The organism is Paraburkholderia sp. RL17-337-BIB-A (assembly GCF_046025895.1).
Classification (GTDB): domain Bacteria; phylum Pseudomonadota; class Gammaproteobacteria; order Burkholderiales; family Burkholderiaceae; genus Paraburkholderia; species Paraburkholderia fungorum_C.
Genome location: NZ_JARESY010000003.1, coordinates 829,054 through 843,832, shown reverse-complemented (window position 1 = coordinate 843,832; position 14,779 = coordinate 829,054). Strand labels below are relative to the sequence as shown.

Here is a 14,779-nt window from a genome sequence, read left to right as displayed (position 1 = left end):
GTTCAGCCTTCGATAATAGGAATTCGGCCCTGGTAGACGGCACCGCCCGAGATGCGCATGAAATACTGCAGGTTCGGCAAACGATGAATGAGCGGCATCGGAATCAGTGGCACCTTCTCAAGCTGAAGCGTGCGTGACTGCGATCCACTGAATTCCATCGCATGAGACTCGGTCGTGGTGTTCGTGCTGTTCGAGATGTTCACCACCCGAATCGCTGTCTCCCCCACCTTGTCCGAGAACCACTTGGCGGTATCGCTATCTTCAAGTCTAAGGATGACCTGGTTGTTCAGGTTGCCCAAAACCTGCAGCATTTTGGCGGCGTTTCCGAGTTTGGCTTCCAGGTCGGCACGCGCCTGAAACGCGACAAACGCCTTGAACCCCGCGCCCCGCCCCTTGTTCAGGATCTGGATCACCTGTTCGTTGATCGCTTCGGCAATCTCGTCAATGATCAGAACGACATCAGGCTTTTCTGCGTAGAAGTTGTAGATTGAGCCGCAGACCGCCGCGACGTCGGAGAGAGCCATCGAGGCAATCGCTTTCTGGACAATGTTGTTCGATAGCGAGTCGAGGCCCATGTACAGCACGGCCTTCTGTTTGATGATCTTGTCGATGTCCCAGATCTCGCGCTCGTCGTCGAAGTCGTCGGCCTTCGGCGCGAGCATCAGCCCCGTCTCGCCGGTGGCAAGCATCTGTAGCAGCGGGAGCGCGGACGCGATGATCCGCATGTAGTGCTCGCGGTCGTGGGTGTGCGTCGCGATCAGCCCGTCGATGGTTTCGTGCCCGCGGTCGTGCGCAGCGAACCGGTCCATGTAGAGCTTGGCCATTCCGTCGACGAGCGAAACGTCGTTCTTTCGAACCGAGTCCTTGACCGTCTGCGCGACCGTCAACTCCTCCCAGTTCGCCAGTCCGTTTTCGAGGAAGAAGCGGCGCAGCGAGCGATCCAGCAGAGTACCGATGCCAGACTGCGCGTATTTCAGGATCGAGCGCAGATTGGGCTTGTCACCCACGTACAGCTCCCCCTTCACGGCACGGTCAATGAAAAGGAACGCGAAGTCGCGGAACGGCCCCTCTTCCATCAACTGCGCGATGCGCGACGGGATTTCTGACGGCTGGGACCAGTTCTCAAGCGGATTGAGACGGATAGACTCGTGCGGCTTGGCCTGATTGAAATACAGGAACTTGCGACCAGCGCGTGCGCACTCTTTCTCGACGCGCTTTTTCCAGTCGTCGTCGTTTTTAGGGTCGACGATGATCAAAACGTCTTTCGGGTTGTGGATGACCTGCGTTGAGATCACCTCATACGTGCGGGTCTTGCCCGCGCCGGTCGTGCCGCCAACGAGCGTGTGCCCGCCCATCGCCTTGTAGTGGAACGGCACGCGGACCTTCTTCGGCTCCATGCCGTGAATCCAGGACGAGCCCTGCGGCATGCGATCGCGGATGCTGTCGCGCGGCGCGAAAAGCCGCTCAATCCGCGCTTCGGTCTTCCGTCCGAGTTCCGTCTTGTTCAGCCACTTTGGCAACGACGGGATGTCCGTCACGGGCATACGAAGGATGTCATGCGCGATCTGTGTGTGCTTCTGAGTCCATTCGAAGCCCGTCCCCAGATACATCGAGTCCTCTCGCTCGCGCATCTTGCGCTGCAACTCCAGCAGCTTGCCAATGTGAATCTTGCTAAGCCACTTCGTTGAGATCGCCATGCGAAAACTGAGCGCCCGCCACACCTGAACCGCACGAACAGCAAGCATCGCGAAACATGCGAGCGCGAACGCCCATCCATAGGGCATGCCCGATGCGAAGATGCCCACGATTGCGACCGGCCAGACGATCAGCGGCCGGAATTCGTAGATTGGCCGAAAATGGTTGATGTAGTTCATGCCGCGGGCCGCTCCATGATCAGGCGCCCAGCACGTTCAACGATGCAGATGTCGTTGCCGGCCGCGCGCAAAAGAAGCGTGCGCTTCCTTAGCTGTTCAACGAGGGTGTCACTCGTTATTCCGTAGCCGCCGATCAGACGCTTCTGCACGGCCAGTCCCTTTTCTTCCCACGTCACCTTGGCTCGCCCTGCTGCAACGTCGCCGGCGAGCGCGCGGAAGAACTCCCTCAGCATCGCGGAACCCGGACCCAGAATCTCCGTTAGCTCCTCCTCCGTAGGTCCGGCACGCGTTTGACGCGAAGCTGACGGAATCCCCCCGGAGATCCGCGAGGGGTCAACCGCAGCTGTGGGTGTGACCACCTGTTCAACGGGTCCAGCGGCGGCCGCGCTGGCGGTCTGGGCTTCACTGCGCTCCAATGCATCGAGCAACGACCGGGAAAGCTGCGGACCACTCGGTACCGCGCCAGGCGCCGTAGCGGCGGGTGCTGGCGGTGGTGCTGTCGGCGGGGCGTCGGTCAAACCGGCTGACGTCGCCGCCGCCGCGGACGTTGCGACCGCTGTGCCCGCCTGTTCCGGTGGCGCCGCAGCAGGGGCGACCTGCGGCTGAAGTTCCAGCGCTACGTGCACTGCCGACGGCACATCAAACTTCACAGGGGCGAAGACCCCGCGCTGCGCCTTTCGCTCGAACTCGACCGAGACATCCATCGCCTGGCGCACCACCTTGTGCACCAATGCTTCGAAGCCCTGCGGGCTCTTTTCCGGATTGATGGCACCGAAGAGATCGGCGAGCACGGCGTTATCAAGCCCCGACAGCAGTTCGGGCGTGATAACGGTCTGCGCGAACATTGCCGTACGCATGCGCTCGCCTTTCAGCGGAGCGAGTCGACGGTGCACTACGTAGTCGCCGTCGCCGATCCAGTTCCCGAAAGCGCCATGTGCCGCCGGGCTCCATGGCGTGCGGTCGGCAACACGCACAAACTCGAAGTGCCTGCATGGCTCGTCGAGCGACGAACAGGCTGCAGCAAGGAACACCGCATAGATGTATTGCGGCTCCAGCCTGCGGCGTTTGTCCGACGTCATGTCGGCGGCGAACTTTTGCCCGCCCGCGAGGCGCATCGCGTAGAAGGTCGATTCGATGGTCGCGCGGAAAGCCCCACCCGGCTCCGCGTGCAGCTCTGGCGTAAGCGGCATGGACGAAAACCACGCTGCGCACCGGCGGAGGACCGAAAGCCATTTCCGCTCAAACTCGGCTTCCGTGCTCTCGTTTGCACACTGCCGTACGAGCTCGATGCGCTTCGCGTGGGTATTCAGCAAGTCGTTCACCACAGCCGGGCGATGGGAGACTGTCATGGGATGAAGCTCCGGGCGAGCTTTAGGGCTCCGGTACCCGTCGCGCCAGCGCCGCTACCAAACATACCAGCGAGCTTCGGAATTTCAAACGACAGCAGCAGAATGAAAACTGCAAGATCGAATGCGTACGCGCCGGTCGACGTCGCGCCGCTGACATTCGTGGCCCTTTGGACCGCGGTCGCGATATTGGAACCGAGCAGCTTGATCAAAACCGCGACCATGACAATGTACATGCCAGAATGGATCATCCAGTCGAGCCATTTCATGAAATAGTTTCGTGTGTAGCTCGAAAATCCAAGCGCGATCGCGATCGGCCCGAGAACGATTCCCACTGCCGCCTGAATCTGGCCGACAGCGCTGTAGTAGGCAAAGACGATCGAGGCGATCAGTACGACGACGAAAGCCAGGAAGAGTCCGATAGCATCGACAACGGTCCCGGTCAGATCCGTAAGGAGCTTGATGCTGACGAAGCGGGTCTTCACGGCATCGAACATCGTGCCCGCCAGGGTCGCCATCTGTGTCGGGATGCTGTTACTGGACCCGCCCGATATGTGCGTCGCAAGCTGCTCGAACCACGTCCAGAACCCGGCTGCTGACGTGGAATAGCCCAGGTAGAGCGCGACGAAGATGCCCAGCACCGCCACTTCTTCGAACAGGTTGACCCATGCCGAAATCGGATGATGCGTTCCAGAGAAACGGACGCCCACGAGGACAAGCGAGATGACGCCCAGCCCCCACGCAAACTTGTTCGCTTCGTCCATTACGCTTGCGCTAGCTGCCACAGCAGCGGGAATGATGCCTCCAAGCAGGCCCTGAATCTGACTGACAGCGTCGGTCGATCCCTTGCCGAAATCCCCGTTGGCGCTCGTCAGGGGCTTCGCGCTCGTCGACGATCCTGAAGTATCAGAGCCGACCGTCATCGTCGATCCGTCCGGCATGGTCATGTTGTCGTCTGCGAAGGCAGCGGGCGCAGCGAGTGCCAGGACCAGCAGGCAGACAGTCAGCATCAGGCGGCGCAGACGCTCAAGAAAGAGTTTGCCCACGGTTCACTGCCCCAGCACTTTCGACGAACCGATCGTCGCATCGTAGGCCGCACGCTGTTGATCAAGCTGTGCCTGCAGTGCCGCTTTGGCAGTGTTGTTCGCCTGGTCGCTCGATGTCTTTTGCGCCTGAACGACGCTATCTGCCTGCTGCTTTGACGCCATCATCTGCAACATGTCGCTGTTCTGGCTCGCGACAATGTCCAGCAGGTGCGTCGTGAGTTGCGCGGTCGCTTCCGCAGTCGGCGACATGTTCAGCTGGTCCTGAATTTCCTGGCGGCGCTTGGCAAGCGTGCTCACGTGCGAGATGACGTCATTGCCCATCTGGAACAGTTGCTTTGCCGTCTTGTCGTTGTTGCTGATGAGCGTGCTCTGGTCAGAAAACCACTGCGCCGGCGTCTTTCCCGACTGCGTAATCAGCGCCTGAACCTTGGTCGCATATTCGGCGTTCGACTGCAGCCCGCCGTACAGCGACTTGAGAGTATCGGTGTACTTGGTCAGGCTGCTGATGTCGTTTGTGATTGACGTCGCTTGTGCAAGCATCGCGGACGGGTTGAGATTGGTCGCCTGCTTCAACTGGTTCAGCATCATCTGATACTGGTAGACGAGGTTAGTGTCCTGATACACCTCTCCCTTGACCGCGCCAATCGCGGTCATGGTGTTCTGGATCAGGTTCGTCGGGTCGATAACGGCAAGCTGTGCGTGGGCCTGCGTCATGAGACCGAAGGTCAGAGCGGCCGTCGCCGTTGCGGTGCGGAGCAATGTTTTGATCATGGTGAGTATTTCCAGGAGTAAGACTGACGTTATGCGTTTGCGAGGACGTCACGCACGTATGCGTCCTGCCAGTTGTCGACGCCCGACTTCCCGTGCTTGTCGAGAATCGCCTGAGCGCGACCGTCCGAGCGCAGATAGGCAAGCGATTCCTTCGGGAAGCTCGCCTGCAGCATGCGCGTCTGCGTCGACGTCACCCACAGGTAGTCGCGATTGGGCACCGCGTTCGAGATCATCCTTATCTGGTGTTCGGTCAGGCCGAAAATGTCCTTGTAGAGCGCCTGGTTGTTGATCGCGTCGCTGTTGGGCAAGTAGATGATGTTCGGGATGTTCTCCTTCATGATCTCGAAGTTGGCCACCCGCGCTAGCTGACCGAGCGACTGCGTCGCCATCAGCAACGCGGCGTTCAGCTTCCGGATGGTCACCGCCCAGATTTCGAGTCGAGCATAGAACTTCGGGTAAGTGAAGAAGAATCCGGCCTCCTCGATTTCGATCACCGTGTAGCGCTTGCCGTCGAGAATCTGCGCGATCCGATAGAACGCGTAATCCATGAACAGAGCAGCGGCCACCGGGAAGTTCTGGAACAGGTCGCCCATCTCGATCGAAAGATCATCGGAAAGTGCGAACCCGTCGTCTACATGGTCGAAGAACCGGCCGTTTTTTTGCCCTTCCGTCCAGACGGCCAGCCGCTCGCGCAACTCAGCAGGCAGCAGCGTGATGAGCCCGGATAGACGCCACTTCTCGCGCGGAAATGCGGTCGCAAGCGTTCGAATACGAGCGTAGATATCCGTTTCCTGTTGCGGTGTGCACGCGTAATCCTCGCCCTCGATGACGAGCTTGACCCACTCAGCCACGTACGGCCAGTGCTTCTCCTCGCCGATCAGGGAGAGCGGATTGACGGACGTTGCCGCCTCGAAGCGGCCCGTCGCGTCAATGAACCGTCCGCCGCCAAGCAACGTCGGGATGCGGGTCGAGCGGTCCTTATCGAACCGGATGCGGCGCGCGCCATGTCGGCCGGTTTGCGACATCAGGTAGTTCAGCAGCACGGATTTACCCGCGCCAATTGGGCCAACCACTAGCAAGTGGGCTTTGCCGCCCGGGTGATGCAGGTCAACGTTCTGCAAGGTGCGATGACGCGTGGGCAGACACGTGAGCGGTCCCGTCTTTTTCCCGGACTGCTGCGTCAGCCATTCGTTGACGGTGGATCCTTCGCCGACACTGCACAACGGCGCAATGTCCGAGACTGCCGGCGTTTCAACGAACTGCAGGCGCTTTTGCTGGTCCCAGCGCCCTGGCAACGTCGAACTCCAGGCCGCGAAAAGGTTGTCTTTCTCGGCAATGACGCCGAATCCCGCATTGCCGATGACACCGACGACCTGGCGGGTCGAGTCTTCACATTCTTCGGGGGTGCTGCCGTAGACGATGATCGAGATATTTGCGAAGCCGTACTGCTGGCCTTCTGCCTCCAGCTTGGCGAGTGCCTCGCTCGCCTCCTTCGCCAGTTGCTCACGGCCTTCGTCGTTTTTCTGCTCTTCCTTCGTGGCCCACTGCTTGATGATCGCGACAGGGTTGAAAGCTGCGGCCTTGTAGAAGCCTCGGATCTTGCGGATGTACGCGCTCGCGCGCGATGTGTCGAGGAAGCGGAACATCACACAAACGTCGAGTTCCGCATCGACCTGCGACAGCACATCGAGCGCCGCCTCCTGAAAACCCATCCACTCCTTTACGCCGATGATGCGCGCGTAAACCTTGCCGTGGGCGGACTCGAACATCAGCTGCTCGGCGCCGATCGTCACCTGCGTCTCCGTCAGGTGTGTGTCCAGCATCGTGACCGGATAGCGCATGCGACGCTTCGGCGTGCTCGGATTTGCACGCTGATGCAGGAACGATAAGGCGTTCTGCAGTTGTAGCCGCTTCATTTTCAGGCGGGTCACACCGCCCGTAAAGCCATCGATGACCGCTTCGAAGCGCTTGATCTCGTTTTGCAGCTTGGTGAGGTCAAATACGAAGGCGCTCCTGGCGAGCAGCATGTCCTTGGCGGCCTCAAACATCGCGACGGCTACGTTCTTGCCGCCAACGGTCATGTGGTAGCCGATCTTGTCGAAGACCCGCGAGAGGCCTGTCTCTGGCGTAAACGCAAGTGCGAGCGAATGCGAGTTGCGGAAGTACTTCCCGCTACCGATGTTCGCCTGATTAACCGCATCGACTCGCGCATCCGCCTCGTTGCCGAACTCGCCGTCGATGCCACCCCGGATACGACGGTGCGAAACCCGCCACCACGCGGTGACACGGTGGTCGAAATTCCGGCACGCGTGATCGAGGTTGTCGCGCGCCGCGGTGATGTCGCCCGGATTCGGTGTGTCTGCGTCGATGCCATCGAACTCGAACACGGTGACGAGGGAGCCGTCTTTGTCGAGCACTAGCTCGGGCGTGACGAGCGTCATCCACGGCGCAATTTCCTGCACCGCGCGCTTGGTGAACGGCATTTTCAGCATGAAAGGTCCTGATCGAAGCCGTAGGGGCGCTTGAAGCGCGCACTGAACTTGCCGTGTGGCTCAGGCGCATACACGTCGGGGTAGCGGTTATAGATGAGCATCACCATCCGCCACCACGGATCTTTCGAGCTACGCCACCGAAGGTAAAAGTGTGCAATCACACCGAGTGCAAGGAACGACGGTGTCCAGCTCGTATAGGTGAGCAGTGCCGTCAGGGTGCCGTTGAGAATCGCCAGCATCCGGTCTGCCCCGCCCATCTGACGGGGCAACGAGAGCCCGCGGCTGACCTTGTGCTGGCGCATATCAGCAGGCGACGCTCATGTGGAAGTGATCGCGCATGATCGGCACGGCGACCGATGCGATACCCAGGCCGATCAGCACGACCGAGAACGTCTTGGCGATATTGCTCTCCGAATTTGCGACGGCGACGCCACCGAGCGTAATCAGCACAATGCCGATACCGTAGAGATAGGGGCCGCTGATGAGGTTGCTGATCGTGCAGATGATGTCCGTCAGGCCGGTGAGCGACGAATAATCGCCCGCGGCCATCGCTGCGGCGGACGCCACGCTCAACAGCGCGCCGACGATGAGCGGCTTGCCCGGTCGCAGCTTCTTCGCGACTGCGGTGGCCGTGCTGAAAAACTTTCCTTGCTTCATTTAGTGCTCCCGTTAAAAAACCCGTCGTAGGTCATAGTCGTTGTTACGAAACCCCCGGATTTCGAGGATTTCGGAGACATGGCGCATTTCGCCCGTGCGTTTGAAATGCACCACATAGTTGAAACAGTCAGCGATGTTCTTGCGCATGTCGTCTAGCTCCCAACGGGAACCCGCTGGGATACCAAGCATTGCGAGGCTTTCCAGGCGGCTCAGTGCGGTGCGAGCGTTGTTGGCGTGAAGCGACGCGAGCCCGCCGTCGTGGCCCGTATTGAGCGCCTGAAGCAGGTCGTAGCCCTCCCCGCCACGGACCTCGCCAACGATGATCCGGTCCGGACGGAACCGCAGACAAAGCGCAACGAGCAGCTGCGTTGTGACGTTCGTATCGGCGTTGGATAGAAGGCGCACACGGTTCGGAACCTGAACCTTCAGTTCCATCGTGTCCTCGATGGTGATCACGCGCTGGTCCTCGGGGATGACGCCAACCAGTGCATTAAGAAACGTTGTCTTCCCCGCCGAAGTTCCGCCGGCGACGAGAACATTTTTGCGCGACTGCACGAGCGCCTGTAGCGCGCGCATGAGCGCTTCGTTCTCAATGCCTTCCTCGAAATGGATGGCCTCCGCTTCCGCAGGACGCGCATTCGCTGCCGAGAAAGCGCCCATGCTGACGTAATCGTCGAGCGTCATCTTCGACTCGCGGTGCTTGCGGATGCTGAGCGCGTGCCCGTCGATGGCGGTCGGATTCATGACCGCGGCAATACGCAGGTTTTTGTGACCGGCGTTGATAATGCCCCTGTCGCTGCCCGCGTGTGCCGACTTGTCCACCGAAGACGCGAGTGAGTGAATCGCGCCTTCCAGATGCTCGGGGCGCAGGTCAACGTTCACCCGAGACATCACGCCGCGATGCTCGATCCAAACGTTGCGATGGTCGTTGACCATTATTTCCGCGAGGTCGGGCGCTTCCAGCAGTTCCTTGAGCGGGTTTAGCGCCTCGAAGAACATCGCGACAGCCTCCGCCTTTAGCGGCTGAAGCTTCAGTAACGGGTTGTCGTCAAGGTCTTGCATGCGCGGCTTTGTGGGCGGTCTAACATGCGACTATTGTTCGTCGCGGACCTCGCGGCCGGGATGCAAAAGCGGGGCTAATTTGCGCGGCTTTCGCTTCACCATGGAATGCGCCGAGACAAGCGGCGAAACGAAGAGCGATCGTTGGTCGCGCTTTTTTGCCCATGGGCACGCTGCTCCCGAGGAAAGACCCCCAAAAACGTATAGCTTTCCGCCGCACCTTCGGTTTATCTGGTGACCTGGGGAGCACCTTGGAATCGGGATAGGGGCAGGCCTCGCGGCCCGACCCCTCCCACACCACCGTGCGTACGGGTCCGTACACGGCGGTTCGGATCAGTTGGCCGGCTATGTGCGTAACGATGGAAGGCCGAGAGAGCCAAGATAGCGGTTGGTGAGGGCGCGTTGCAGGGCGGGACTGTTACTCAGTCGCCATGCCGAGTGCGGGGAGCCGACCGTTTGGGCAGCCAGATCCCGATCGACGCCGCGGGCCGTCAACTCCCGGAACCGTTTGGTGCTGTTCTTCCATTGTTTCCAGAAGACGCAGCGAACACGGCGTCGTACCCACTCATCCAGCCGCTGTAATGTGCTGGGCGTCTCGCAGAAGCCGAAGTAACCGCGCCACCCGGTAAGGTAGCGTTTGAGCCGCTCCATCAACTGCTCGATGCTGATCCCTCGTGCGCGTTGGGTCAGGTCCCGGATTCGTTCCTTGAAGCGGGCTAGTGCCTTGGGCGCAATGCGCCGTTTGACCTGATCCCGGTTCGAGAAGCTAAATCCCAGAAACTTCCGCGTGTGTGGCCGCGCGACCGCGCTCTTCGCCTCATTGACCTTCAGCTTCAGCTTGCCGGTGAGGAAGGCCTTCAGCCCCGCCATCACCCGTTGGCCAGCGCGTTCGCTGCGTACGTAGACGTTACAGTCGTCGGCGTACCTCACGAATCGCAGTCCGCGCCGCTCAAGCTCCCGGTCGAGATCGTCGAGCATCAGATTGGATAACAACGGTGACAGGGGACCGCCCTGGGGCGTCCCTTCGTCCGTTGCGCCAACCAGCCCGTTCTCCAGCACGCCCGCCGTCAGGAAGGAGCGGATCAGCTTCAACATCCGTTTGTCGCTGACCCGCCTGGCCACCCGGCTCATCAGGATATCGTGGCTCACGCGATCGAAGAATTTCTCGAGGTCCAAATCTACAACCCAGCGATGTCCCGCCTGAATGTAGTCTTGCGCGCGCGCCACGGCCTGATGCGCCGAGCGTCCCGGACGGAAGCCGTAACTGGTATCAGAGAACGTTGGGTCCCACTGCCTTTGCAGCACCTGCAATACCGCCTGCTGGACGAACCGGTCAAGCGCAGAGGGAATGCCGAGCTTACGCACGCCACCTCCATCCGGCTTGGGTATCTCGACCCGTCTCACAGGTTGTGGCTTGTAGGTTCCTTCGAGCAATGAGGCCCGTATCGACGGCCAATGCTCACGCAGGTACGCCGGTAGTGCCTGAACCGTCATACCGTCCACGCCCGGCGCACCCTTGTTCGCCTTCACACGTTTCAACGCCCGTTGCAGGTTTCCCCGCTCACAGACTTCTTCCATCAGTCGGTCACAAGCCGACGGGCTTTCAGTTTCGGGGTTCGCCGCCATAGGTTCAGCCCCTCGGGCGACGGTCATCCGGGCTTCACCCAGACCTCCGCCGTCAAGGACGCGTTGCGTTTTCTGCTGCTCTCCCATGTCGAGTTCTCCGGCTTACTCGCCGCTCCTCTCCGTTTGGGCCTTCAGGCGTCGCCGCCCTACTATGCCCGCTGCTGACTCCTGCACGGCGATCAGCAACCCTTGCAAGTTGCTCAGTCCTGAGTCCAGGACACCGGGCAGGCCTCCCGAGGTAAGCACAACCGCCTTCGCCACACGCCTGCCAGATCTACCACCCCGGGCCTTGATGGTTATGGACTTCGCGATCATCGGCTCGCTCGTCCGGCCGGGTAGGCCTCATATCTGGTTTCTGTTCGTCAGGTCGTGGCTTTGCTCCACGCTTCCTTCAGACCCCGCCTCGCGACGACGCCCTTGCGTTTCACTAGCCCTTCACCACCATCAGGTTGGGCAGGGGACTTGCACCCCCAAGCTGTTGCGCATGCTCGGCGCACCGAAAAAAACCCGGCGCGAGGCCGGGTTGGGTTAAAGAAAATTTCGATGCAATCAGCAGATGACCTCGACGGTTTCGCCGAATGGCGCCCGCCGTGCCCGCGTGAGCGGCGTGGTCGACGCCCACAGCACCGGGTAAAGCGGCGAGCTCGCCGGAAAAGAACCATCCATGTCCGTCAGGTAGACGAGAAACGCCGGATTCAGACCATCGGCCGCCACGCGGTTAAACGGATCGGTGAATGCCGTTCCGCCTCCACCGCGCACAGGCTTGATCTCCGGCGAGTCGCCCCGCTCGAACACCTGCACCTGTGTGACCCGCGTATCGCAGTCCATCACGATCAACCGGGCGGGCTTGAGCGTGTGAAACACCGACAGGATTTCCGCATCGAACTGTGCCTGCGTCTCGTCAAACACCGAGCCGCTGGAGTCACGCACGAAAACCGCGTCGCCCACCGCCGGCGTATGCAGCGAGGGCAAATAGAAGCCCAGATGCAGGTACCGGCGGTTCGGCGTGGCGAAACTGTAGTCGGTAGGCGATGACTGCTGCGCGAAGCGGTGAAGCACCGCGCGCCAGTCAACTACCGGCCGTACCGCCTCACCGGCCATCGCCTGAAGATCACCGGGCAACTTGCCGCGCATCTGCGCAGCCTTGGCGGCCTGCACGACGGCAACTTTCCACTCGGCCTCCTTCACAGGTTTGTCAGTCCCCGAGTACTGGCGGACCTCTCCGCACGATGAACCAGCAGACGGCTCTGGATCACCCTGGCCGTCACCTGCCTGCGGCTGTGGGGCGCCACCTTTTCCGTCCGGCCCTGACGACTGGCCATCCGGTTCAGGTTGCTGCTGCGGTTTCGACTGCTGATCGGATTTAGGCTGCTGATCAGGTTTGGGCTGTTTCTGCTTTGCCTCCTGCGTCAGCGCGCCATAAATCTCTTCAACCGACTTTCCAGCAAAGCGTGCGTCGTTCAGCGCGCCCCTTGGCAACACAAAATCCGACGAACGGAGAATCGGAGTGATGGCGTATTGGCTCGAGTCGCTCCACCGACCGGCTTCTCGCGCGCCCTGACGCCAGCAATGACCGTTGGCCACCTGCATGACTTTCAGCGCCAGCACGCCCCGCAGTTCAAGGTCGCTCAACTTATCGACATATTCGGGGTTATAGCCCAACGATTCCCCGTCTACCCAGCATTCCTTCGTCGACCTGTCTTCAACCATTTTCAGGCGCAATGCGAGCGACCCGAAAAACGGTTGTGACAGAACGAGCTCAGTTCGCTGTTTGGCAATGTGCGGATGGACCGCGCCATTGCCAGCTACCGTCACGGTGCGATCCATGAGCACCCCCTTAAGCAACGAGGCGCAGCTGCGCGCTGTGGTCCGCGGGCTCGATCTCCGTTTCCGGCGTGATACCCATGAAAGCAGCCATCAGCCCCTCGATCTCCTGTGCCTTGCTGGCCACCTGGGACCGCAGGACATTCGACTCCTTCAGATCCGCACCCGTATGAACGGCGAGATGAGTCTTCGCCTGATCAAGGATGTGCGTGAGCTTCGGATCGTTGGAGAAGTTGAGCTTCGGCAGCAACGCGCACAGGTCGCGCACGTTGTTGGCCACGTCCAGACGCACGTTGCCCGTCGCATACAGCCGCGACGCCATCTGCGAAACGGCCGTATACATCCGTTCGACGAGATCCTCGTTCGCGGTCGCGATCGACGCCAGCACGTGCTCATCGAGTTCGCTTTTCAGCGTCGTCAGCACGTCCGCAGGGAGGTCCACGCCGAACTGGCTGGCATCCGGAAAGGGCAACACAGCCATCTTCACGCCAAACTTGGTCGACAGTTCCGCGAGGGTCGGATAGTCCGCCTCGTTGAACAGGCCGTTCAGTTCCGCGCGAGCGCGCTCCTTCAGGTCCAGGTAGTCGGTGAGGAATACGGATACCGCCAGATCGAACTCGTCTTTCAGCGAGCGCATCTTGTCGGCGAATTCCATGTAAATCATCGTCGGCAGCAGGCGCACCCCGAGCTGGTCGTACTTCAACGAGTGATCGTAGAAGTATTTCCGGATGCGGCCGGCAATCGTTACCACCTCCTGGAAACTCGGAGAGTTTTCGGGCAGCAGGCGTTTGTTAAATCTGCCGATGCCCTTTGCATGATGCTTGTTCTCGACTTCTTCGGTGGCCTTGCCGTCGAATCGACGGGCAACCCACGTGGAGATCGTGACCGAGCAGAGCATGACTTTCGACTGGATGTTGGTGTTCATGAGAAAACTCCGTATAGAAAATGAATGGATGAGACGAAAAAAATGGCCCCGCGTGTCCTCGCGGACACGGCAGAGCCATGAGTGATGAAGCTGAGAAAAAAGTGGAATGGAAGGCGGATCAGTCGCCCTTGATGATTGCGCCGATCTCGCCGCCCTGCGCCCGGATAAAGGCGTAAGAGTTGGCGATTTCCGGCGTGCGCTCCAATGCGTCACGCACGAGTAGCGCCGCGAATTCGCGATGCCCCGCTTCGATCATGCGTTCCGTATAGGTCACGACACGATCGAAGTTGGCTTCCGTCGCGCGTGCAGCCAGAGCGGTTGCGATGGCGTAGAGCGTCGACGGCGTCTGAGGGATCATCGCCTTATCCGGCGTAGCCAGAAGCGCATCGGGGTTCGGCAGTTCCCGGTAGATCTGCAGGAAGCTGACGAGCTCCGTTGCAGCGCCTTCGCCCACCGATCCCGCATGCGAGATGTGCTCCAGGTGTTTCGGCACCACGCCCATCGTCTTCGCGATGAAACCCCAACTGCGGGGACTCGGCGTGTTTTCGATATCGCGTGACGTCTTCTGCACCGAAAGCAGGTCCGGACGGAATCGCAGAAAAGCGATAAGTTCGGGCGGCACGTTGTTTCGCACAGCCCACTTCGTCCAGCCGTCGATCGTCGCTTCCAGCTCGACCACCGTTGCGAAGCGCGAAATGACGGGATCAAGAATCCCCGTCACGCCCGCGTTATCGGTCCGGCGGTTTGTCGCCGCAAGAAACGTCACGTGCGGCGGCAAGACGTGTTCGCCGATACGGCGGGCGAGCAGAAGTTGCATCTTGGCGGCCTGAACGGCGGGCGAGGCCTGCCCCAGATCGTCCAGAAACCAGATGAGCGGACGTCTCGCCTTCATCGCGCGTTCGAGATCACCGAACGGCAGGAACTTCGCGTTCAAGCCGTCTGGCGCCGGAAACGGCAACCCTTTCGAGTCCGTCGGATCTTCAACCACGGGATGGCTGATGAGCAGTTCATGATCGGTTGCGTGCGCGACCTGCTCGACGATGTCGCTCTTGCCGATACCCGGGCGACCGGTGATGAGCACCGGCAGACGCTTCGGGACATACAGCGAGAGCAGTTCGGTGAGTTGTGCGGGCGTAACTTTCATGATGGCTTTCCAGAA

The 14,779-nt window shown here is 60.5% G+C and carries 12 protein-coding genes; all 12 read right to left on the bottom strand.

Going from position 1 to position 14,779, the window contains the following annotated elements:
- Positions 1-2: 2 nt before the first annotated feature.
- The 12 genes from traD to P0D84_RS41865 all read right to left on the bottom strand — a co-directional run bounded on the left by traD (position 3) and on the right by P0D84_RS41865 (position 14,764).
- Positions 3-1,874, bottom strand: a complete 1,872-nt coding sequence (gene traD, locus P0D84_RS41920) for a conjugative transfer system coupling protein TraD (RefSeq protein WP_408348380.1) — start codon at positions 1,872-1,874, stop codon at positions 3-5.
- Positions 1,871-3,223 carry a TraI domain-containing protein gene (locus tag P0D84_RS41915; protein ID WP_408348376.1) on the bottom strand — a complete coding sequence of 451 codons (1,353 nt, stop codon included), beginning with the start codon at positions 3,221-3,223 and terminating at the stop codon, positions 1,871-1,873. Before P0D84_RS41915 ends, traD begins: the two co-directional genes overlap by 4 nt.
- A complete protein-coding gene (locus P0D84_RS41910; RefSeq protein ID WP_408348373.1) occupies positions 3,220-4,266 on the bottom strand; it encodes a type IV secretion system protein in 1,047 nt (348 codons plus the stop codon). The genes P0D84_RS41915 and P0D84_RS41910 overlap by 4 nt, the downstream gene beginning before the upstream one ends.
- A 3-nt stretch (positions 4,267-4,269) precedes the next feature.
- Positions 4,270-5,037 carry a type VI secretion protein gene (locus P0D84_RS41905; protein ID WP_408348370.1) on the bottom strand — a complete coding sequence of 256 codons (768 nt, stop codon included), beginning with the start codon at positions 5,035-5,037 and terminating at the stop codon, positions 4,270-4,272.
- 29 nt (positions 5,038-5,066) lie between these two features.
- Positions 5,067-7,529 (bottom strand): VirB4 family type IV secretion system protein, encoded by a 2,463-nt coding sequence (locus P0D84_RS41900; protein WP_408348367.1) that lies wholly within the window; start codon positions 7,527-7,529, stop codon positions 5,067-5,069.
- Positions 7,523-7,831, bottom strand: a complete 309-nt coding sequence (locus P0D84_RS41895; RefSeq protein ID WP_408348364.1) for a hypothetical protein — start codon at positions 7,829-7,831, stop codon at positions 7,523-7,525. The genes P0D84_RS41900 and P0D84_RS41895 overlap by 7 nt, the downstream gene beginning before the upstream one ends.
- Before the next feature lies 1 nt (position 7,832).
- Positions 7,833-8,186 (bottom strand): TrbC/VirB2 family protein, encoded by a 354-nt coding sequence (locus P0D84_RS41890; RefSeq protein ID WP_408348361.1) that lies wholly within the window; start codon positions 8,184-8,186, stop codon positions 7,833-7,835.
- Between the two features lie 12 nt (positions 8,187-8,198).
- The gene (locus P0D84_RS41885) at positions 8,199-9,248 is read right to left on the bottom strand and encodes a TadA family conjugal transfer-associated ATPase (RefSeq protein ID WP_408348358.1); all 1,050 of its coding nucleotides are present in this window, start codon (positions 9,246-9,248) and stop codon (positions 8,199-8,201) included.
- Between the two features lie 342 nt (positions 9,249-9,590).
- A complete protein-coding gene (gene ltrA / locus P0D84_RS41880) occupies positions 9,591-10,958 on the bottom strand; it encodes a group II intron reverse transcriptase/maturase (protein ID WP_408348226.1) in 1,368 nt (455 codons plus the stop codon).
- 462 nt (positions 10,959-11,420) lie between these two features.
- Positions 11,421-12,698 (bottom strand): vWA domain-containing protein, encoded by a 1,278-nt coding sequence (locus P0D84_RS41875; protein WP_408348355.1) that lies wholly within the window; start codon positions 12,696-12,698, stop codon positions 11,421-11,423.
- A 10-nt stretch (positions 12,699-12,708) separates the two neighbouring features.
- A complete protein-coding gene (locus P0D84_RS41870) occupies positions 12,709-13,620 on the bottom strand; it encodes a hypothetical protein (RefSeq protein ID WP_086916698.1) in 912 nt (303 codons plus the stop codon).
- Positions 13,621-13,738: 118 nt separating this feature from the next.
- Positions 13,739-14,764 carry a P-loop NTPase family protein gene (locus P0D84_RS41865; protein ID WP_088176867.1) on the bottom strand — a complete coding sequence of 342 codons (1,026 nt, stop codon included), beginning with the start codon at positions 14,762-14,764 and terminating at the stop codon, positions 13,739-13,741.
- Positions 14,765-14,779: the final 15 nt, after the last annotated feature.